15 protein-coding genes are annotated in these 21,404 nt (G+C 42.7%); 7 read left to right on the plus strand and 8 right to left on the minus strand.

Annotated elements, in window-relative coordinates:
- Positions 1-677: 677 nt before the first annotated feature.
- The 3 genes from GJS45_RS01270 to GJS45_RS01280 form a co-directional block, all read right to left on the minus strand.
- Positions 678-2,063, minus strand: coding sequence for an FAD-binding oxidoreductase (locus GJS45_RS01270; RefSeq protein WP_162339634.1), 1,386 nt, complete (start codon positions 2,061-2,063; stop codon positions 678-680).
- 504 nt (positions 2,064-2,567) lie between these two features.
- Positions 2,568-3,704: an alpha/beta fold hydrolase gene (locus GJS45_RS01275; RefSeq protein ID WP_162339635.1), complete on the minus strand. Its 1,137-nt coding sequence runs from the start codon at positions 3,702-3,704 to the stop codon at positions 2,568-2,570.
- A 252-nt stretch (positions 3,705-3,956) separates the two neighbouring features.
- Positions 3,957-4,949: a hypothetical protein gene (locus GJS45_RS01280; RefSeq protein WP_162339636.1), complete on the minus strand. Its 993-nt coding sequence runs from the start codon at positions 4,947-4,949 to the stop codon at positions 3,957-3,959.
- A gap of 155 nt (positions 4,950-5,104) precedes the next feature.
- On the opposite strand from GJS45_RS01280, the gene GJS45_RS01285 reads away from it, so the two are divergent.
- The 3 genes from GJS45_RS01285 (at position 5,105) to GJS45_RS01295 (ending at position 9,130) form a co-directional block, all read left to right on the plus strand.
- Positions 5,105-7,345 carry a BTAD domain-containing putative transcriptional regulator gene (locus GJS45_RS01285; protein WP_162339637.1) on the plus strand — a complete coding sequence of 747 codons (2,241 nt, stop codon included), beginning with the start codon at positions 5,105-5,107 and terminating at the stop codon, positions 7,343-7,345.
- 461 nt (positions 7,346-7,806) lie between these two features.
- Positions 7,807-8,745 carry a poly(ethylene terephthalate) hydrolase family protein gene (locus tag GJS45_RS01290; protein WP_202928013.1) on the plus strand — a complete coding sequence of 313 codons (939 nt, stop codon included), beginning with the start codon at positions 7,807-7,809 and terminating at the stop codon, positions 8,743-8,745.
- Between the two features lie 40 nt (positions 8,746-8,785).
- A complete protein-coding gene (locus tag GJS45_RS01295; protein ID WP_162339638.1) occupies positions 8,786-9,130 on the plus strand; it encodes a hypothetical protein in 345 nt (114 codons plus the stop codon).
- 51 nt (positions 9,131-9,181) lie between these two features.
- Here the strand turns inward: GJS45_RS01295 and GJS45_RS01300 are convergent, their stop codons facing one another.
- Together GJS45_RS01300 and GJS45_RS01305 are read right to left on the minus strand one after the other, a co-directional pair.
- Complete coding sequence (locus GJS45_RS01300; RefSeq protein WP_162339639.1) at positions 9,182-9,496, minus strand: nucleotidyltransferase domain-containing protein; 315 nt, start codon at positions 9,494-9,496, stop codon at positions 9,182-9,184.
- Positions 9,497-9,658: 162 nt separating this feature from the next.
- The gene (locus GJS45_RS01305; protein WP_162339640.1) at positions 9,659-11,188 is read right to left on the minus strand and encodes an FG-GAP repeat domain-containing protein; all 1,530 of its coding nucleotides are present in this window, start codon (positions 11,186-11,188) and stop codon (positions 9,659-9,661) included.
- A 150-nt stretch (positions 11,189-11,338) separates the two neighbouring features.
- Between GJS45_RS01305 and GJS45_RS01310 the strand changes: the two genes are divergently transcribed.
- The gene (locus tag GJS45_RS01310) at positions 11,339-11,614 is read left to right on the plus strand and encodes a hypothetical protein (protein WP_162339641.1); all 276 of its coding nucleotides are present in this window, start codon (positions 11,339-11,341) and stop codon (positions 11,612-11,614) included.
- 135 nt (positions 11,615-11,749) lie between these two features.
- Entirely contained in the window at positions 11,750-12,379 is a 630-nt protein-coding gene (locus tag GJS45_RS01315; protein WP_162339642.1) for a YceI family protein, read from the plus strand.
- 284 nt (positions 12,380-12,663) lie between these two features.
- Here the strand turns inward: GJS45_RS01315 and GJS45_RS01320 are convergent, their stop codons facing one another.
- Entirely contained in the window at positions 12,664-14,004 is a 1,341-nt protein-coding gene (locus GJS45_RS01320) for an aldehyde dehydrogenase family protein (protein ID WP_162339643.1), read from the minus strand.
- A 240-nt stretch (positions 14,005-14,244) separates the two neighbouring features.
- Here GJS45_RS01320 and GJS45_RS01325 point away from each other — a divergent pair, with 240 nt between their 5' ends.
- Positions 14,245-14,586 (plus strand): LamG domain-containing protein, encoded by a 342-nt coding sequence (locus GJS45_RS01325; RefSeq protein WP_235954530.1) that lies wholly within the window; start codon positions 14,245-14,247, stop codon positions 14,584-14,586.
- 410 nt (positions 14,587-14,996) lie between these two features.
- Here the strand turns inward: GJS45_RS01325 and GJS45_RS01330 are convergent, their stop codons facing one another.
- Together GJS45_RS01330 and GJS45_RS01335 are read right to left on the minus strand one after the other, a co-directional pair.
- Positions 14,997-15,794, minus strand: a complete 798-nt coding sequence (locus tag GJS45_RS01330; RefSeq protein ID WP_162339644.1) for a class I SAM-dependent methyltransferase — start codon at positions 15,792-15,794, stop codon at positions 14,997-14,999.
- Positions 15,795-16,000: 206 nt separating this feature from the next.
- Positions 16,001-16,432 (minus strand): nuclear transport factor 2 family protein, encoded by a 432-nt coding sequence (locus tag GJS45_RS01335; protein ID WP_202928014.1) that lies wholly within the window; start codon positions 16,430-16,432, stop codon positions 16,001-16,003.
- Positions 16,433-17,264: 832 nt separating this feature from the next.
- Here GJS45_RS01335 and GJS45_RS01340 point away from each other — a divergent pair.
- Positions 17,265-21,365 (plus strand): hybrid sensor histidine kinase/response regulator transcription factor, encoded by a 4,101-nt coding sequence (locus tag GJS45_RS01340; RefSeq protein WP_162339645.1) that lies wholly within the window; start codon positions 17,265-17,267, stop codon positions 21,363-21,365.
- Positions 21,366-21,404: the final 39 nt, after the last annotated feature.

A 21,404-nucleotide genomic window follows, 5' to 3' on the forward strand; every position in this document is an offset into this window, starting at 1 on the left:
TTTTAGAGGCCTTTGAGATCGAAAATCGCCCTTCCCTCGCTTTAAAGCTCTATATTATATAGAAAATTTTCAAAAAAACTTATATTACCTTATATGCCTTATATGATTCAAAAAAAGGAACTATATGAGGCTCTTAAGGGTATATTAGAGGGGCTTGAAATGAAAAATCACTCTTCCCTCGATTTAATGCTGCGAATTATACAGGAAATTAACATAAAATATCTTATATGCTCTCGTGCGCCTTATATGGTTCAAAAAAAAGGAGCTATCTGAGGCTCTTAAGGGCATATCAGTGAGAGCTAAGACAGAAAAATAGCCTTTCCGCGCTATATAACGTGTGTGTTGGAGAAGAAAAAAATGGCTCCAGCTCCTATTATAATAAGATCTTATCTGTACTTATACCAGGTTTTTTTTTGCCACTGTATTGAAGTATGTATTGACTTTGACAGAGGGGTATCTGAATAGGATGAAAACCACTTCACCACATTCTTATCTAATTTTATATTTCCAGGAAACAGGTATATCACCATCCAATTTTGAAACAACTGTAATTGAAACCATGAGTTTACTGAGAAAGACTACCTTTGAAATAAAATTCCTTGAACAGAAGTCCTAAAGCCTGGATACCGCATTATACAGTACCAGGGGACAACTAAAAGAAACTAAAAGCGGAATCATTACCCTTCAGGAACAATATTGTGATTCATGCTGAAGAAATTATCGGGATCCCATTTTCTTTTAACCCTTGCTAACCTGTCATAATTTTCTCCATAAGCAGCTTTAACACGCTCTTTTTCATCCTGGCTTAATAAGTTGACATACACGCCACCGGTCGCTTCTATTTGCATGGCTCGGGAAAATTCCTTGGCCCATTTTATGTTTTCTCCATCCTTTGAGGGATCATCCCATCCGGGAAAGATATGCAATGAATAGGCAGCATCCCTATGGGGAAATGCAGTGGCAGCGAGATCTACCCGGTTTACTTCCCCACCCATAGGTTCGAGATAAGCGACAGTAAAAGGCCCTGGAAGCAATTCGGTATTTTTTATCAAGGTTTCAATCGCTGTGTCACTTAATTTATCCAGGTAGTGCGCCCTTGTAAACCACCTTAGTCCTTTTGGCATTCCTGCATCAAATGATTTTTGAATGGCGGTATATTCCATCGGTTGAATGAAACTGAGAAATGGATTTCCAAACGTTTTTAAGGATTGTAATTCTGCCCTTCCTTTTTCAGGATTTCCGGAATGACAGGCGATGAAAGCACAGGTTGTTTTCCCGTGATATTCCGGAGGGAAAGGCTCAACGGGGGGAACTTTCAGAAAAAAAGCATAACAAGAGAGTTCATCCGGTGCTTTTCTCATAAATTCCCGGTAAAATTGAAGCACCAGTCCGCTGTCTTCATAAGGAAAATAGGCCTGAAAGGATAGTACTTCTGGCCCAACCTCATGCAACTTAAATTTGAAAGCGGTAACAATGCCAAAATTTCCGCCTCCTCCACGAACAGCCCAAAAAAGGTCTTCATTTTCACTTTCATTTGCCTTTACCAAATTGCCCTCGGCAGTGACAATATCCACGGAAAGTACATTATCAATGGTCATTCCAAACCTTCGTGAAAGGTATCCCGATCCTCCACCTAACGCCAGGCCACCTATTCCAATGTTGGACGCGGTCCCGGTGGTGGTAGCCAGTCCATATTTCTGGGCTTTTGCATCAAATTGCCCAACCGTAGCACCTCCCTCTACACGTGCCGTCTTTTGATGCTCATCCACCTCCACTTTGTGCATCGGTGATAGATCGATTACCAGGCCATCATTACATACTGAATTCCCTGCATAGTCATGACCGCCGCCTTTAACAGCGACCATTACATCATTTTCTCTAGCAAAATTCACCGCAGCGATTACCTCCTGGGGGCTTTCGCAGCGAGCAACCCCAGCCGGGTATCGATCATACAAACCATTCCACAATTGTCTTGCCGCATCGTATTGATCATCCTCCGGGAGTATCATTTCTCCCCTAAATTCCGTTGCAAACTCTTTAAATACAGCTTTGTTTTCCATCATTTTAGATTTTAATAATAAGAAATTTTAAGTCTCAGGAATTTCTAAATTCCATTAAACCGGGTCAATGATAATAAATCGCCAAAAGCAGGTTCAGCTGGGTTAGTGTTCTTGAAAAATAGTTTTGCCTTAGATTATAAATCAATTATAATTTTAAAAATTAACCCAAAGGTTTTGGCCGGTCTACCTCAACCTGATTTTCAGAACTCATCTTCAAAAACACAACGAATCGCAATTCCAAAACCGGAAGCTATTTGGGGCCCTCCCCGGAATATTCCTTCTCGATACGTGACCAATACTCACCCTCCGCCTCAAGAATGGCACCTCGTTGCATAGCATTCTCAATGAACTTTGCTCCTGTTCTTCAAAATTCGGTTTTATAATACCAAAATTTTTATATTTAATTATTAATATAGTAAATAAAATGTAAAATTATATAAATATGAAATAAATATTATATGTACTTCCGGACTAGATACATTTACGGCACTAAAGCATTAAAGCACCTTACTCTTCCAGAAAAGAGCGGATGGTGGACTCCGTCCAGTCGGGCTCTGTGAGAAATTGATAGTGATGGTTGCGTCGCAACACTACGGTAAGTTTCGGAATTAATGCCTCGACACGCTCCCGCTCCGTGGCTACCTGACGCAGGAGTTCCTCCGACAAAGCAGAGGACGCATCCGGAAGCCATGGCGCAAAATCCTGTGGTATCTGGAAGTCCGAGTAGATGGCCAACACGGGAGCGCGAACACCGGCGAAGTTCGGAGGTTCCGTTGCCGCCATAATTTCCTGCATCACCCGGGGTGGTGAGCGTCGTTCCTTAAAGACGCCGGCAGAGTCGAAACGAAACGACGCAAGCACCTCACCCACGGGCAGCGTAACGCCATGCACGCTTGCCAAATATCTCTGGAATGCTTGTACACTTTCATTATCCCCGGCAGTGGGGGCTGGCGGTCTGGCATCGAATGAGGTGGCAAGGGTACTTTGCCATTGCCCGGTAAGGATATGGTCGTAGGCAGCATCGAGATAGATGACGGCGTTCACCCTGTCCGGGTGTTTCACGGCAAATTCAGTGATCTCATCCCCACCGAGAGAATGGCCGACCAGCACCACCTCCGTCAGATCGAGTGAATTGAGGAGGGCCCGAATATGTGCCACGCGTTCGGCCAGCGAGTAGCCCATACCGGAAGGCATCTCCGACTCACCAAAGCCAACGCGTGTGATGGCGACAACCCGGTAATCGTCAACAAAGCGAGGAGCGAAGTCGTCGAACACGTGCGCAGTGTTGCCTGCACCAGGCACGAAAAACATCGCAGGTCCACGTCCTCCCCAGTCCAGGTAGTGCACCCGCAGTCCTCCCACCGTTACAAAGGAAGAACGGTGGTCAGATGAGTCCGAATAGGAAGCGACCGGTTTGAAGGTGTGGCCGGTGATCTTTTTGCCTTGACGTCTAGGGGATAGCGTCTCCCCGGCATGGGAGGACAGGTACCTAATATCGGCATTGTTCAGCCCGTAATGAATCCCACTTTGGGCAGCGACAGGTGGTGAAATCGCCAGGGGCAACAATAGTATAGTGATGGCAATGAGGGGCCCTACAATTACGGTAATTCGGGTATTCTTATTAAAGTTAGACGAGACTTTCATATGACTGAATGGTTTATTTATTTTTATAGTAGCTACTCAACTATTTTACCGTTTCCGGATAAAAATTATAGGAACAAACAAACTCCCATTGATTATTTTGGTGCTTGTGAACCATGGTCAGCTTTCCGTTTCTGACCTCACTTTTATCAACCAAAATTTCAGGCAGCAGTGAGGATGTATGGGGGGAAATTTAGTGCCAGTAGCGAAATTTTATCCTTTGTTCATCAATTACTTTTTCATTTTTTTGAATCTCTACCTTCCGGAAACAGTGAATTGCTTCAGCATATTCTTTGATTCAGGATCAGGAACCTCGGCAATCCAGGCATAATCTCCAGGCTTTAAATCGACGGTTATATATCCAGTTTTTCCGGATGGCATATCCTGTGCCCCTCCTAAAAACTTCACCGGTGCCGGTGTATTCAATCCCTCAGGAGTGGTCCATGTCATCCAGGAGTTGAGTTTGTCCAGATTGGTATCCTTCCCCAGTTTTACTAAATGGACATCATGACCGAGAAAATGCTCGTGTGGCTCCTGATCTTCAAAATGTACCGCTATCGTTTGAAGGCCAGCCTCTGCCTCTGTTAGTATTTCTATGCCCCCTACCCGGGAAATTGATAGGTTCATAGTAGCGGTTGGTGCAGTTTGTTTTAAAGAACTTTCTTTCACTATTACCTGCTCGGTCATGGTATGAAAAATTCCTTCGGTTTTCACATAACATTCTACTACATAAGTCCCCGGATCCAAATAGATGGTGGTTTGAGCCGTTTCCCCGGGAGAAACCAGGCCTACCCCACCCGTAAAAATAATTTCAGGAAACCAGGATGGAAGCCTGGAAAATTCGGCAAAGCCTTCGGCTTCCTTTCCTTTATTAATAAGGTCCATCGCATCCCGAAATATTGGTGGTATATTACCAAAATCAGCATAAGTGATCTGTTTTCCGTCCGCCACAGGCAGTTTATCCACCAACATAAAATGGGTCAGCAGAGATTCATTACTGTACCGGAAAGTCGTCCAGCCGGAGGGAATTTCTTCCGGTAAGATAAAATTCATTCCGGTGGTTCTTACTTCTACAAGATTTCCAAAGACAGGTAATGTGACATTTTTCACTACTACTTTTTCTTCTATATTCACCTGTTGTGATAGGACAGACTTTTCTCCCCTATTACAGGAAATCAAGCATCCAGTAAGCAATAATGGTATCCAAAGGAAGATCAGGATTCGAAATTTTCTTTTTTGTGTATTCATCTTTATAATTTTAAAGGTTTGTTGATTTTGCCTTCCTTTTCACGGATAAAGCAATTTTGCTGATCATCTAATTTTTAGTAAATCTATCGGTGTATCTTTGTTTTGTCCGTTTTAAGTCTTAGATTATTGTCTAAGAGGTTTTCAAACAAATTTTTATGACGGAGTTAAAGATTTTTGGACCTGCTGAAATGCGCAATAGCCGGGGAGAACTGGAGCACTCCTTTCTTGCCGGTCCCAAACGCCTTGCACTTCTCGTGTATTTGCTCCTTCACAAACCCCATGGCTTCCACCGCAGGGATAGTCTCCTGCCGGTATTCTGGCCCGATCAGGATCAGAAAAGTGCCCGGAATTCCCTTAGCAATATGCTCTATCATATCAGGAAGACCTTGGGAACGAAGGTAGTTGAAAACCGCGGCTCTGAGGAGATTGCGATCAATCCTGAGGTTTTCTGGTGCGATGCAGTGGCATTTGAAAAAGCCGTGAGAGAGAAAGACTACGAAACCGCTTTTAACTTGTATCGAAGTGATTTTCTCAAGGGATTTCACGTGCAGGAAGCTTCTTCAGAGTTTGATCACTGGCTGGAACAGGAAAGAAAAAGATTTCATAACCTTGCGCTGGAGGGAGGCCGTTTGCTCGCAGAAAGAGCTTTTGGTAAAAGAAATTATACCGAAGCAGTTTCCTGGGCCAGGAAGGCCTCAGGACTGGATCCTTTTTCAGAAAAGGTACACCTTCAGCTTATCAAATTATTGAATGAGGTGGGAGACCCGGAGTCGGCTCTTGAAACATATACCGCCTTTACCGATCATATAAAACGGGAATTCGGGGAGGAGCCGGGGCAGGAACTGAAATCCCTTTGTCAATCGATCAAGGAGCGGAAACCAACCCCACCCATAATTTCCTCTGCCGAAAATCTTCTAAAGGAATCATCCCCCCAGCCAAGTATTGCGGTATTGCCCTTTGAGAGTATTGGAATTGACAAAGCTTCCTCATTTACCGCTGCTATCCATTGTGATATCCTGACCAGGCTTTCGCAGGTATCCGACCTTTTCGTCATTTCAAGAACCTCGGTACTAAATTTAGGTAATACATCTAAATTGCTTCCTGAAATCGCCCGCGAACTGCAGGTGGACTGGGTGCTTACCGGAGAGGTACAGGAAATCGGAAAACAGGTCAAAGTAAGTGTAAGGCTTGTCAATGCATTAAATGACAGGCAGGTATGGGCAGAAATCTATCAAAGGGAATTGTCTGCCGGAGAGGTCTTTAAAATTCAATCAGAAATTACCCATAATATCATTACCGCCCTGGAAATGCGCCTGAGCAGCAAAGAAAAGAAAGCCATAAAACAAATTCCTACGGAAGACCTGGAAGCTTTCCGTCTTCAGGCCTATGGCCGGTGGAAGCTGGACCAGCGGACCGAAAAAGCAATGAGAATGGCCGAAGATTATTTCAGACAGGCTATTTCTTATGATCCCAAATATGCCCAGGCCTGGATGGGACTGGCAGATGCCCTCACCCTCCTTCATGACTATGGGCATGAAAAAGATGGAAAAAATATACTTTCAGAAGCCCAACAAGCAGCTCAACAGGCGCTGAAACTGGATCCGGGGATGTCAGAAGCCTATGCGTCCCTCGGGCTATTCTATTCCACCAAAAGAAATGCAAAACCTGCTGTTTACAATCTAAAGAAGGCCATAGAATTACAACCGGGTCATGCAGAGGCGCATGCCTGGTTAAGTTGGATTTACTCACTGACAGGAAACCCAGTAGAAGCCCTGGAAAATGCATTGGAGGCGGTAAAAGTAAACCCACTGTCACAGGAGGCCATCAGCAATTTATCGTTGTCAAGGCTCATTAATGGGGAATATACTAAATCTTTACATGAAGCTGAACGGTTACAGCAGATCCAGCCCGACTTTAAATCCGCGCAATTCCAGGAAGGATTAGCACTTTATCACCTGGGCCGGGATAAGGAAGTAAATAAGGTCTTGAAAGAGCTAGTGGTGCCCTGGGCAGGCAATGGACCGCTTACAACCAGAATTCTAAGCTGCATCAGATCCGGGGAACTTCAAGAAGCTGAATGGCTTTCAGAAGGAATCAAAAATGATCAATTTGCAATAGGACTTATCCAAGCGGCTCATGGGGAGAAGGACCTGGCGCTTGAAAAATTCCTCAAAATTGAATTTTGGGACTATTGGGAAATGTTGTCCATCCATCATTTATACCCCGACCTCCTTGATTTTGTTCGCAGGGATGCGCACTTTCCTATCATCCTACAAAAAGTAAATAAAACCTGGGGGCTTACCCATCAAAAAGAACTGCCAAAAATTAAAATTGAAGCCAACTCTAAAGCCAATTCGAAATACAGAAAGCGGCAGATAGGAATAGATAGCGAGTGACTGGCGCGCTTTCTCGATAGAAATTTTGGGCTATCTCTTTCCTGATGCGCTTTGACCCGAAAGTGGAAGGCAACATTGAATTTGATTAACCAGCTTTTATCAAATACTTTACAAAAGTAATTTAGTAATTATTTGCCAAAATTATTTTAATCCTCTTTAAATGCCATCAAGATGGATCTTCAGAAAAGCAAAATAAGTAGTTATTTTAAGGTAAGGGTGAAGTGATCCTCTATGGAAAATTTAGACTATTTTTAAAATACCATCTTTATCAGTCCTTTCATGGGTACAGTCTATTGCAATAAAGATACCGTAAAAAAAACTGAATACATTCATAGGTAATTGAGATCCAGAAATTGGTTGTAATTACCAACCAAAGACATCATAAACATTTGAAAGATTTAGTTAAATTAGCGGATCCTGGCCGAAGTAAACAGGCATCCTCTTTGAAAACAACACAACCCATGACCAAAACAACAATTTCTCTCTTAAGGAAGATTACGATCATTAAATCACAAAATCGGGCCTTGTTGGTTTCCATCCTGCTTGGATATGCCTTCTCCATCCCTTCTTTGGCACAGGAAAGCGCATTTAGGGTCGTAGAAGATGGTGGTACTGGACCGTTCAGCGCCATCATGGAAAAAGACCCTTCATTACTCACTCACACCGTATTTAGACCTCAGGACCTGAGTGAATTTGGCGATAAGGAGAAATTGCCCATCATCGCCTGGGGAAATGGAGCCTGCGCCAACTCCCCCTGGGAACACGTGAATTTTTTAAGTGAAGTCGCTTCCCATGGTTTTTTGGTCATAGCGTTGGGACCCATGCCCAAGGAAGGCGAGAAAGGGACCGGCAAGTCAACTTCCGCTCAAATGATAGCTGCTATCGATTGGGCCATTGCCAGTAATGAAAATGAGGATAGTCCACTCTATAAGAAAGTGGATACTTCAAAAATTGCGGTGAGCGGTATGTCCTGCGGGGGCTTGCAAACCTTGGAAGTGGCACCGGATCCAAGGATCACCACCGTGGTGGTATGCAATAGTGGTATTCTCCCGAACCCAGGGAACGGGATGCCCGGCATGCCCAGCCTCGACAAAGCACAGCTAAAGCAATTGCACTCCCCTACTTTGTACTTGTTGGGTGGTGAAAAAGACATCGCCTATAACAACGGCATGGATGACTTCAACCGAATTGACCATGTTCCTGTATTTGTAGGCAATATGGATGTGGGTCATGGCGGTACCTACGCCCAGCCGCATGGAGGGGAGTTTGCCAGGGTAGCGACAGCCTGGTACAAATGGCAGTTAAAAAGAAATCTACAAGCAGGAAAGTTGTTTTCAGGAGATCCCAGCGGACTCGCACAATCCAAAGAATGGACGGTTCAAAAAAAGAACATGCGCTGATATGGCTTTTTCAATACACTCGATTACAAACAATTTAGCTATGAACCCGATCAAACTACCTTTATTCTGTATTGCTCTCTTGATAGGGCTTGCCCTTACTTCTTTCTCAGTCATCCCCGAAAAAGAAAGATCCGGAAGAGATAATTCCATCATGTCACCACTTGCGTCAAACAAAATGAATGGTGAAGATAGGGCCTCCATTTACCTCCATCCCAATAAAAGGCTGCTGGAAGATTCCGTCGACATAGAAAAACCCATCATCGGTGCAGATATTTCTTTTGTCCCGCAAATGAAAACATCGAAATTTATCCGGTATTTTACGATCATTATGTCAATTAAAAATCGGGTGGGTTTTGATTCGGGAGCCAATCCTACTTTTGTTTAAAACTACAAAAAAACAAGCTTTTCGTATTGATAAAAGCATGGGTAGTCCCTTTCAGACTTTTTCTTTGTGCTGATAAAAAACCCGCCCTACCCGATCAATGTGTTCAACCAATGAATGGGACTTGAGCAAGTGATAAATGGAAATATCAAAAAGGTATGGGGTATTCAGCTCATCCATGTCCTGCTTGATAGACGTAAGGTGGTTATGGGTCAATCTTTCACCCTTTAATGTAATATCAATATCAGAACCCTCGCGGTAATTTCCCTTCGCCCTTGAGCCATAGATCAGCACCTCTTCTATTTCCCGGTACTTTTCGAAAACCGATTGAAGTTTTTGAAGGGTGGATGAATTAAGACCAAATTTCATAGCAAAGAGGACATTTTCTGTTCAAACCTTTCCAGTAGTTCATGCTGCTAACACCAATATTAAATATGAATTTAATGAATTTTTCCAGACACACAAAGAATTGCAAATCTCAGAAAGAAAATCAAAGCTTTCCTCCTCATGAGAAAAGCCTTGGAATTACGCTCATTGAGATTTCGTGTTTTCTATGATCAAAACGTTCGGGACTTCTTCAATTCCCCGAAGAAGAAGTTTCGAATATTCCATAACATTGTGGGCATAGGCACCCAATACGATGTCCTTGTCTCCATCTCCGTCTATATCTCCCACATCCATGGTCAACCATTTTCCCAAGGCCGCTTCCGGAATGAATCGGGGCTTAAAATTCATGTTCCCCATATTTTCAAAAAGCAGGAACTGCTGTTCGGGATGTTGAAGTTCATCATAAAAAGCGATCGTCGCAAAGTCTAAATCCCCATCTTGATCAAAATCAACGGCCATCGCTTTTGCGGCACCATACTGTGGATATAACCAGGCTTCCTCAAATACTCCATTACCCTTGTTTTCATAGATACGGAAGCCATGATAGGGTTTGGGTACAGAAGAATAATCCCAATTGTCCCCATTACTGACTAGCAGATCCAATTGCCCGTCGGCATTCAGGTCTCGCAGTTCAAAATAGCTGGACCCCATCACTGGCGGAAACTGAAGCAATATTTTTTCACGCTCGAATTGCCCGTTGCCTTTATTATAAAAAACGGATATCCGTTCGTTGCCCTGGCAAAAGAGAGCTACGATATCGGGTTTTCCATCCCGGTTAAGGTCACCAACTTCAATTTTCCTGGCACCGGCACCTCCTAGTTGAACCGGTTTTGATGTAAAATCCCCATCGCTATAGATGGAAAGGTTTCCCCCATTATGGCCATAATTACAAATCAGAAAATCGGGTTTCCCATCCATTTCCAGGTCTTCCCAACTACCATAAACTGGCCGACCTAGTTGGTCCACTACTTTATTCCAGGTGTTGGCAGCTAAATCCATCTCATATACTGCACCTTGTGAAAGGTCACTTGGGGCTATGGATCCCACGGTAATGAAATGAAATACGTTTGGGGCTTTTCTGATGTAATGCACAGCGGGACTTGTGATCGAAGGAAGCGTAAAGAGTTCATCATTTTGATCCTTTACATATAGCTGTTTGGAAGTAGCATCTGAAATGAAAAGCTCTCTTCTTTCTTCATTGACAGCCACCAGGCTGGTTTTAGGACTTTTAATGCCTTCTATAAAAAGCTTTTTTGCAGTAACCTGTTGGAGCAGTACCGGTGTTTCTTTGAGGTTTTGAGGCGGTAAGGTTTTGGGGGATTCGGCAACATAAAAATCAAGTATCGCCTGGAAGTCATCGCTGCTAAGTTGCGGTGATGAAGGATATACGCCGAGCTTTTTCTGAATGGTAATCTCTTCTTCTGTTTTATTTTCCCAAACTCCCATGCTATCCTGAGCCGTCTGATCTCCCATCATGGCAGCCATTTGTGGCAAAACCTGGTTTTTCCATATCGATTTGGGTAAAAGGGAAGGCGAGGGATAAGCATGACAGCTAGCGCAGTAGCTTTCGGACAAAGCCCTTCCTTTTAGCAATTGGTCCTCTTGTGCCTGAACAAGAAAGCAGCACGGCAACCCCAGACAGGTAAGAGTAATGAATTTACAGATCAGTGACATTTCTCGATCGGAATAGGATTTTCTTTAACAATTTCATTTAGTTACGTACGAAAGTTAGTTTTTTTCAAGTTCCAGACGTTGATTTTTATATGATTGTTTGAATTTAATAAGTGCAAGACGTATTTTCGGATGTGATTTAAACTACAAACCATGACCGAATTACAAGAATTCATTGAGGCCTATTCAGATTTATTGAAATCAGAAGATGTCATTGTTCACTGTGATACGGATGGAAATATTTATTCCACTGTTGAAGCGGCTTATGCTGCCAAAAAAGCAGGTAGATCCATCGAACTCATCAACCTTAAGGAAACCGCTATGGAGGAATTAAAGGACATGGGAGTTAACAGGTCCGAGGCATCTCAATTGATTCAACTATTGGAATTTCTGTATACCGGAAAAAGAGCGGGAAAATCAAAGCGGTAACCAATGCCACGGCCGGTTGTAGGATTCGGTTGAATGCGATCATTTCCTTACCCGCTTTCAGGTGATCGAAAATAATCGTTTATTTGTTTTTTTATTATAAAGAAATCCACCTTAATTAAATCAAACGCATACTACATGAAAAAAATACCACCAATTGCAATGGCCTTGCTCCTGTTTGCGATTTTCAGTTGCAACAATGCCAAAAAAGTAGAAGAAACCGAAACACAGGCAAATGCCGAAAACTTCGAACTGCTCAGCGATTCGACCAAGGTAAGTTTTGTCGCCTACAAAACCACCGATAAAGTGCCTGTTGGCGGGGAATTTACCAACATCAACATCTCTAATTTCGGCTCCGGTGATACGGCATTGGAAGCCATGAACGGGACAGAATTTAGTATTCCGGTCAGTAGTCTGTTTACCAATGATCCCACAGGTACCAGAGATCCTAAAATATTGGAATTTTTCTTTGGTGCCCTGGAGAATACCGAGCTGATTTCGGGGGTATTTAACGTTGGGGCAGATAAGCAATGTGCTATTGATATAACCTTAAACGGACAGACTGAGACGATTCCTTTGACCTATTCTACTATCAACGATACCAAATTTGTTTTTGATGGGGTTATGGAACTGGCGAATTGGGATGCATTGGGAGCCGTGGCCTCCATTAATAAAGCCTGTGAAGCATTGCATACTGGCACCGATGGTATTAGCAAAACCTGGAGTGAAGTAGCTGTCCACGCAGAAGTGATGCTAGCTAAAAAGTAAGCTGCCTTAAACGCGTCGAAAAGCCTTTTCCTCCCACATCAAAAAAACAAATTTGGTGTGGGTTTTTTTAATTTCCCTCCCTATTACCCGTGGAGTATGGTGGACTGGGTATCGTATCCACTACACCCTCTTTCCACTAGATGCAATAAAGAACGAAAACCTTATGAGTCCATTTTCATTGGCCTTTCGCTAATGTTATCCAAAATCTAACCTTCCATTTAGGGAGCTCATTTGTCCGGAACTACAGGCGGTGAAATCAGGCTACCTTCCTTCTTTAATTATTGCTAGGGCATTTCCAACACCGGTCGTTGATTCGAAAAATCCAGAAAACCAAAATACCCATTACCTCTTCCTATTCCACTATTGCCAACTCCTCCAAAAGGAAGATAGGGTGACATATAATGCACCGATGAATGATTGATAACACTTCCTCCTGCGGTGGTGCTACTTATAACTTTATCGGCTGCAACTTTGTCTTTGCTATATACATAAAGCCCCAGCGGCTGTTCTCTTTTATTGACAAAGTCAATGGCATCCTCCAGCGTTTTGTATGTTAACACCGGAAGTAAAGGCCCAAATATTTCCTCTTTCATAATCGCAAGATCCGGATCGACATCATCAAGCAAAGTAGGAGAAATATAGTTTTCCCCATCATTTGTCTTCCCTCCGGTCACTAATGAAGCGCCATTTTCAAGCGCATCATCAAGCAGCCTTTTTACACGCTGATAATGATTGTTGTTTACCAATCGGGCATATTTTGAACTTTCAATACCCGGTCCGTCCACACCGTACATATGTTCAATGGTTCCTTTTAAATGAGTAATAAATTCGTCTTTGCGATCTTCCGATACCAAAACATAATCCGTAGTAATACAGGTTTGACCGCAGTTGAAAAATTTAGTCCACACAATTTTACCTGCCGCATCGGCAAAATCAGCTGAATCATCAATAATGGAAGGGCATTTTCCACCAAGTTCCATTGTTACCGAAGCCATATGGTTGGCAGCAGCTTTCATCACGATTTTACCAACCCTTGTGCCGCCTGTATAAAAAATATGGTTAAAAGGTAAGTCCAATAACTCAGAAGCCACATCTGCCCCTCCTTCCATTACAAAGACTTCATCTTTAGGAAATACCGATTCAATAATTTCTTTAATTAATTTGGATGAATGCGGTGTGAGTTCAGAAGGTTTTATGATGACGGTATTACCTGCTGCCAAACATGAAACCAGCGGTCTGAGAGTTAGTAGGAAAGGATAGTTCCAGGGAGTTAAAAACAAACAAACCCCTTTTGGCTCTAAAATAATTCTCGATACTGATGCTTCACCACCTAAATCTTCGGGCGTAGGAACAGCCTTTGGATTGATCCATGTTTCCAGATGGTCGGTGACAAAGTCAATTTCCACAATAACGGAATCTGTTTCAGACGCTTCTTCCTTTGGTTTCTTGTAATCCTTGTAAAGTGCCTCATATACATTGTCAATGTTGGCAATAACTGCTTCTTTAAATTTGAGCAACCTAACAATCCTTTCCTGAGCAGTGGATTTCTTCAATTGCAGGGCTTTGCGTTGCTGACTTTGAAATACGTCAGCAAGGTCAACTTTTGGAAGTGTCTGTGTCTCCATCGTGTTAGTTGTTAAGGTTAATTGTTTAAGATTAATAAAGGTGTGTGAATCCAAGGGTTATAAATTCAACTGCTGGTAGATTCAATGTTCAATATTACCTACTATATAATCCGAGCATAAAATAGGTAAGTGTATTGGCATTGAACCTGAACAAATCTAAAGAAAAGCGGGAAAATGAGTTAAGCCAAATGTTCCAAAAACTGGTGCATTTGTTCCATAAGCAAAAAAGTCGCAGTGGCTATGGCTATAACCGGTTTGCAAAATCAGCCGGAAACCATCGAAGCCATTCCGGACTTTGATGCTTCCGCCCAATTTTACACCTATGGATTTGATTGGTATGAGGACCGCATTCTTTGGTGGATGCTTCATCCCACAAGTGGTGAAAAAATCGTATTGTGGGACTATCAGGGATCCAAGAAAGGAATACCTCAACATCGAACCCACTACCGGATGAATTTTTGGCATACCAATAATTGGTCGGTGGAAACCAATCCGCTTTCTCTTGAAAAACCACTGCACCCTTACGAGCTGGAGGTGGATTGGATGTCTTATGAGCCATTCGAAAGTGATTCAAATAAGTAATTTTACAATACACAATCCATTTACAAATAGACTTAGAGTCCAATGCGTGGGTGATTATTGAATAGTAAAATTTATATTTGGAGCTTATTGTGAACCTTCCGAAAATTCCCATTTACTGTTACGCTTATCAATCCGCCCCGAGTTCGGAAAATCAAAGTGAAAGGTATTTATCAGGATATTTTTTTTGAGCCAATTTCGAGTAGTTTGACCCTGGATTGTTTCGCATTCAAATAGTCCAAATCATAATTGGTTTTCCAGTTGATATGCTCTATGTGTAATGAAAGGAGATAGGCATAAGAAATGTAGGAACCCCGTACCTATTCAATGAATGTTTTAGTTCCCGGGAAACTAAAACATTCTAACTTTTCATAACTAAGTCATATTTTATTTTTAATGTCTTTTTTTGTTTTTTATAGAAGGTTTATCCCCCGAACTTCTTTTAGCTTTAAGATCATACCCCTGGCCTCGTTCCGTTTCCAATTTCCATACGCCAACAATGCCTGTTTTATGGTTTCTTCATCCAAATAGCCTTCATCCAGGATTTGGGGCATGGCCACTACTTTTTCCCACATCCCGAGTTTAGACATGAAATTGGGTTTTCCTTTTTCATAAGTTTCATTTGCTTCAAAAACCTGAATATTTGATAGTCCGTTAGCCATAAAGAAATCCGGCAAATCTACTGTAATTTGATTATTCAGCCCACCATCTGAACGCCAGGACAAGAAGGCATTATAGGCCATTTTCATGGCGTCAGGGATTGATGGATTCCATTCAATTTTTAAATGATCATAGTCAAGGATCGATAGCTGTCCCCCGGGTTTAAGTAGTTGTTTCATTTTATCAATGGCCTGGTTTGTATCAGAAATCCATTGCAAAGTTCGGGAGGCAATGATCAAGTCGAATTTTTCGACATGTTCGGACGAGAAAAGGTCTTGATGAACAAACTCCAAATTTTTAAAGCCTTGACTTTTTAATTTGGCTTTTTTAATAAAAGATGGATCTGCATCAATTCCAATTACCGATCCATGCTCCCCCACATATTTAAGTAATCCGCAGGTAATGGCACCTGATCCACAGCCAACATCCAGGACCCTAAGCCCCGGTCGTAAGAGAGGAATTAATGTCCTGTAGTCTTTTTCTAAGGTTCGTTCTTCAAATATAGCTATCGAATCCTTTTCGTTCCTTTTTAAATTAGCCGCTGAGTTCATAGGATATATTTTTTATCAATACAAATGCTTTAAAACGCATGGCTAGCGGCATTATTTTTTGCTGAATAGCAATAACCATCTTTATGGATTTATCCATTGCTATTTTTTTTCTCTCTTGTATTTTTTCTTGGATAAGAAAATTCATCTATTCTGCCTGACTGCCTCAAAGGCTGACTTTGGTTCTTCTGGGAGAGCGAAGTCGAAGCCTATTTCCCCACTCTTACTCCAGCATAGGTCTGCCGGATGATTTTACCATTCCGGATAATAAAGGTATCCGTGGCATAGCTCAGGTTAAATTCAGGGGTATCCGCCTCCCATAGGATATAGCCAATATCTTTGACCGCCAGGCTTTCCTTCAGGGTCAGGGTGGCTTGGCCTGCAGGAAAGGCCTTAAAGGCATTGATAAAGTTTCCCCTGATTTCCTCCAGTCCGCTATAAGTGCCATTTGGAGTGATCAGAATGGATTCTTCTGTATAATCCTCCATGACTCCTTCCAGATCATTGGCAATAAATGTTTGCCAATGATGGTCCAGCACCGCCTCGGTCTGGGCTTCATCAATACCTTCATTAGTAGAATGGGAAGCACATCCGGAAAAAAGCAGGCATGCAAACAAGACCAGGGTGTAACGCTTTTTCATAATTATAAAATGTTAAAATCTGTATAAAAATAGGCTAATGGAACAAATAAATTTTATTTACCATTCAAGATGTGGATATTTAATTAATAAAGCAACTATGATTTCGAAAATACAAAACAGGATTTCTTTCCTTTAAAGGAAACCTTCCTCGAAGACCTCAAAGGTTTATACATCAGACCTTAGGGGTTTCCAAACCACCGAAGGTCTTTCACGCAGGCTAAAAATGGATACTTTTGATATTCTTTCCTTTCAAGAAAACCTTCGAGGTCCCGAAGACCTCAAAGGTTTATACATCAGACTTTTGGGGTTTCCAAATCCCCGAAGGTCTTTCTCGCAGGCTAAAAATGGATACTCTTGATATTATTTCCTTTCAAGAAACCCTTCTTTTTGCCCAATCTTCAGACATGCTTACCTATCCCCGCTTTTGAGAACAAACGGATCAGGCAACTGATAAGCAGGCACCTTGAATTCATAGCAATTAAAAACAAACCTTTGACCATATAGAACAGGTTTACCACTTAATATTTGTTTATAAATACATTTATATGTATTTTACTTTTATCGAGCAACTAAATTTTGAAATTTAATTCTCTTATTTCAATCTATACACAGGTCTACAAACCCGGAGTTTTATGTGTTTTCTTTATTGAATTTAAATATTGTAAGCCTATTACAAGAAAAACATAAACTTTTTTGGAAAAAGTAACTGGGAATTCAGGCATCGCATATACCTGATTGAAATTGGGTTTTGATTTAAGGGATGTTACGGCGGGGAAAAGAGCTAACCAATGAAATTGATATGAATAGCATTCTTTTCAAAATCAAGGTATTCATGCGTTTATCGCAAATTATAATGAGCGGGATGGTGCTTTCCTTCTCCTACCCTGTTCATTCCCAATCCAATCCTTTCACTTTCGAGCGATTTACCACTGAGCAGGGGCTGCCGAGTAATTTCATTTTAGATATTGTTCAGGGCCATCAGGGCTATATTTGGATAGCAACAGAAGATGGCCTGGCACGATACAATGGATACGAGTTTGCCCACTATAGCCATATACCCGGCGATTCTTCTTCCTTGTCTGAAAACCGGGTGGAGAAATTGTATGTCGATGTACGGGGAAATCTATGGGTTAGATCAAGTACTAATCTTGACCGTTTCGATCCGGTCTGCAATTGTTTTATCAGCTATACTGCTAAACTCACGCAGGCTTCTTCTGATGAGGTTGGACAAATAAACGCTTTTTCCGAAGATCATGAAAACAACCTTTGGATTGGAACACAGAATGGAGGGGTATTTTGCTATGAGCGCGAATCAGATCGGTTTAGGCGGATCTTGAATGATCCAAATGATCAGGTGAACGTGCTGAACGATGAGGTTAGGGTGCTTATGGTCGATAGCAAAAATCAGCTTTGGATCGGTACGGGGGAACCCTTCAATTCTAATGGATCCGGTGGTGGCATCATTCGCCATGATTTAAAAACAGGACATTCAAGGCGTTTTTTGCATGAGCCAGGTAACGAAAACAGCCTGATTGACAACCGTGTGAGCGCTTTATTTGAAGATTTGGAGGGGAAATTATGGGTTGGAACCTGCCAAAGTGGTCTGCACTATTTTGAATCAAATAGGGAAGAGTTTATACGCCTCTTACCCGGTGATCACAAATCGGATGGGATTTTTGCTCCCCAGGGCGAAATGGGACAGTGGGCTTCCTGTGCCCATGTAAAATTCATCTTTCAGGACCATCAGGGCAATTTTTGGGTGGGCAACTACAATGGTGGAATCAATCATTTCGATCCGGTGTCCGGGAAATTAACCACATACAAACATGATCCCTCAGATCCCGGAAGTTTAAATTCCAACCAGGTATGGTCCTTTTTTCAAGACCGACAGGATCGATACTGGATCGGGAATCTTCCGGGTGGGCTTCATAAAATTGATCCTTCCCGCAATAAATTTGACATATATCAACCGGATTCAGCCATTCCAAATAGCCTTTCGGCAGACCATGTTCTTGGAATTTACGAATCCCGTGAAAATCCGGATATTATATGGATCGGAACACGAGGGGGCGGGCTTAACAGGCTGAATGTAACAAACGGGAGGTTTAAGCATTTCCGCCATGAACCTGACCGGGCCTTCAGCATCAGCAGCGACATCGTATGGACAGCATATGAAGACAGTAACGGAACGTTCTGGGTGGGAACCGAAGCCGGATTAGATACTTTGGATAGAACAACCGGTCGGTTTAATGATTTCAAATTACCTGAAAATGAAAACTATAGCAACATTACCAATCCAGTCATCCGCATGCATGAAGATCGCAAAGGTCGATTGTGGCTGGGAACCTGGAGTGGAGGAATTATTCGGTTAAGTGCTGACCGGAAATCCTACAAAAAGTATGATTTCTCTGATTCCAATCACCAATCCTATTTCAATAGTGTTTATGACATCCATGAGAATAATGAAGGTACCATCTGGGTAGCCATATTTCAGGGAGGCCTCTTCCGCTATGATGAAGTAAAGGATGAGTTCGTCCCCCACCTGGAAGCATATGGTGCTACTTGCATTTTAGAGAAAAGCTCCGGCAAATATTGGACAGGCACCAGCAGTAGTGGTCTTATTTGCTACGATGCCAATAACGATACCATAGCACACTTTACCACCAAAGATGGACTGTCCAGCAATACCGTTCTGGGTATTTTGGAAGATGAAAAAGGATTATTCTGGCTCTCTACCGGTAATGGAATCGTCAAATTTAATCCCGAAACGCTGGATTTTTTACCCTATGGCATGTCGGACGGACTTTCCATTAACAGTTTTAGCCACACCAGTGCCTTTAAGAGTACGGATGGTCAAATGTTTTTCGGGGGAGACGGGGGCTTGGTATCCTTCTATCCCGAACAGATAGCAGGCAATCCTTATCCTCCGGATTTGGTACTGAGTGGTTTACAGGTGGCAGGTACTTCGGTAGATTTTCGGGAAGAATTAAATTCTCCTGATGACTTTCTTACCCTATCCCATCAGCAAAACGACCTGACTTTTGATTATGTAGCCCTTCATTATACCGATCCATCAAAAAACCTGTACAAATACAAGATGGAAAACTATGATCCGGAATGGATAGTGGCAGGTACCCAGAGAACTGCCAGGTATACCAACCTTGACCCGGGGCAGTACACTTTTCAGGTAATCGCAGGCAGCAGTGATGGAGTTTGGAACGAAACTGGCACTTCCCTTACATTTTACATTACTCCTCCCTGGTGGACGCGGTGGTGGGCCTATACCCTATTTGCGGGTATACTTTTGGTATTTGCCAGGTGGTTTTACAAATTTAAAGTCTCCCGAAAACTGGCAGTAGCGGAAAGCAGGCGGCTAACCGAAATAGATCATTTTAAAAGCAATCTTTACACCAATATTACCCATGAGTTCCGTACCCCACTGACGGTTATTCTCGGTCTCACGGATACCCTCCGATCGAAAGCAGGGAACCACCGGTGGGAAGATACCGATCAGCGACTGGAAATGATTCAAAGAAACGGCAAAAACCTCTTGCAATTGGTCAATAAAATGCTCGATTTGGCCAAGTTGGAAAGTGGACATCTGGAACTGGAAATGCTGCAAAAGGACGTGGTTCCTTTTATCAAATACATCTGTGAAAGTTTTGAATCCATGGCCCGGGAAAAACAAATTAAGCTGGATGTTGATGCGCAGGTGGGTCAATTGGTCATGGATTTTGACCCTGCTAAACTCGCAATGATCGTTTCAAACCTCCTGTCGAACGCTATAAAATTTACTCCTGATCATGGTCAGATAACTGTTCACCTTAACCAGATCTTCGGGTCAGGCACAAGCTATTTTACATTAATAGTTAACGATAATGGTAAAGGACTTCAGCAAGAGGAAATCCCTTACGTTTTTGACCGTTTTTATCAGGCAGACCAATCTTCGACCCGGCATTCAGAGGGAACAGGTATTGGTCTTACACTGACTAAAGAGCTGGTGGAATTGATGGGGGGAACAATAAAAGTCGAAAGTCCCGCTGGAATGGGTAGTACATTTACTGTCCAACTACCCATTACCTTGGCTGCCCCTAAAGCCACCGAGCAAGACCTTAGCCAATTCTTTCAACCCTCCCTACCCTATGCCCTAAAAGATATCGATGAAAAGGCCCAAGACCTGGATTTACCGCTGGTCCTCATCATTGAGGACAACCTGGATGTGGCCAATTATTTGAAAATGGCGTTGAAGAATAAATACCATTGTCTTCATGCGTTGAATGGACAAACCGGACTGGAATTGGCTTATGCACATATTCCGGACATCATCATTTGTGATGTCATGATGCCCGGAATGGATGGTTTTGAAGTCTGCGCCACGCTCAAAGCCGATAAGCGCAGTGACCATATTCCGATTATTATGTTGACCGCCCTGGCAGAAAAGGAGGCCCGGCTGACCGGACTTTCCAAAGGGGCAGATGCCTACCTGGCGAAACCATTTGATAAAACAGAATTATTGATCCGTCTGGAAAAATTGCTGGAGACCCGGAAGCGGCTGCAACAAAAGTACAGTCGGCGCTTCCTAAGCAGTGAGCCCGGCTATGAGCCTATCAGTTCTTCCATCGAAAGTTTCTTGGTGAAAGTCGAAAGGGTCATCTTAGAACACCTGGGAGAAGAGGATTTTTCAGTAGATCACCTCGCTGATGCCATTTCTCTGAGTAGGTCGCAAGTACATCGGAAAATAAAAGCCATCACCGGATACTCCACCTCCATCTACATTCGCATGATCCGCCTTGAAAAGGCAAAAGAACTGCTCACTGTGGAGAACCTTACCATTGCAGAAGTAGCCTATCGGGTAGGCTTTAAATCTCCGGTTTATTTTTCTCAGATATTCAGGAAAACGTTTGGAGAAAGCCCTTCCGAAAGCCGCAACTAACTCATTTTTTGTCCTTTGCAACAATATCGAAAGGAGTTG

The organism is Cyclobacterium salsum (genome assembly GCF_010119245.1).
Lineage (GTDB): Bacteria > Bacteroidota > Bacteroidia > Cytophagales > Cyclobacteriaceae > Cyclobacterium > Cyclobacterium salsum.

Coding starts and splice junctions, on each gene's coding strand:
- GJS45_RS01285 (WP_162339637.1), top strand. CDS start 5,105: ATGACGGAGTTAAAGATTTTTGGACCTGCTGAAATGCGCAATAGCCGG.
- GJS45_RS01315 (WP_162339642.1), top strand. CDS start 11,750: ATGAAAAAAATACCACCAATTGCAATGGCCTTGCTCCTGTTTGCGATT.
- GJS45_RS01325 (WP_235954530.1), top strand. CDS start 14,245: ATGGCTATAACCGGTTTGCAAAATCAGCCGGAAACCATCGAAGCCATT.
- GJS45_RS01300 (WP_162339639.1), bottom strand. CDS start 9,496: ATGAAATTTGGTCTTAATTCATCCACCCTTCAAAAACTTCAATCGGTT.
- GJS45_RS01310 (WP_162339641.1), top strand. CDS start 11,339: ATGACCGAATTACAAGAATTCATTGAGGCCTATTCAGATTTATTGAAA.
- GJS45_RS01275 (WP_162339635.1), bottom strand. CDS start 3,704: ATGAAAGTCTCGTCTAACTTTAATAAGAATACCCGAATTACCGTAATT.
- GJS45_RS01330 (WP_162339644.1), bottom strand. CDS start 15,794: ATGAACTCAGCGGCTAATTTAAAAAGGAACGAAAAGGATTCGATAGCT.
- GJS45_RS01320 (WP_162339643.1), bottom strand. CDS start 14,004: ATGGAGACACAGACACTTCCAAAAGTTGACCTTGCTGACGTATTTCAA.
- GJS45_RS01290 (WP_202928013.1), top strand. CDS start 7,807: ATGACCAAAACAACAATTTCTCTCTTAAGGAAGATTACGATCATTAAA.
- GJS45_RS01295 (WP_162339638.1), top strand. CDS start 8,786: ATGAACCCGATCAAACTACCTTTATTCTGTATTGCTCTCTTGATAGGG.
- GJS45_RS01270 (WP_162339634.1), bottom strand. CDS start 2,063: ATGATGGAAAACAAAGCTGTATTTAAAGAGTTTGCAACGGAATTTAGG.
- GJS45_RS01280 (WP_162339636.1), bottom strand. CDS start 4,949: ATGAATACACAAAAAAGAAAATTTCGAATCCTGATCTTCCTTTGGATA.
- GJS45_RS01340 (WP_162339645.1), top strand. CDS start 17,265: ATGCGTTTATCGCAAATTATAATGAGCGGGATGGTGCTTTCCTTCTCC.
- GJS45_RS01335 (WP_202928014.1), bottom strand. CDS start 16,432: ATGAAAAAGCGTTACACCCTGGTCTTGTTTGCATGCCTGCTTTTTTCC.
- GJS45_RS01305 (WP_162339640.1), bottom strand. CDS start 11,188: ATGTCACTGATCTGTAAATTCATTACTCTTACCTGTCTGGGGTTGCCG.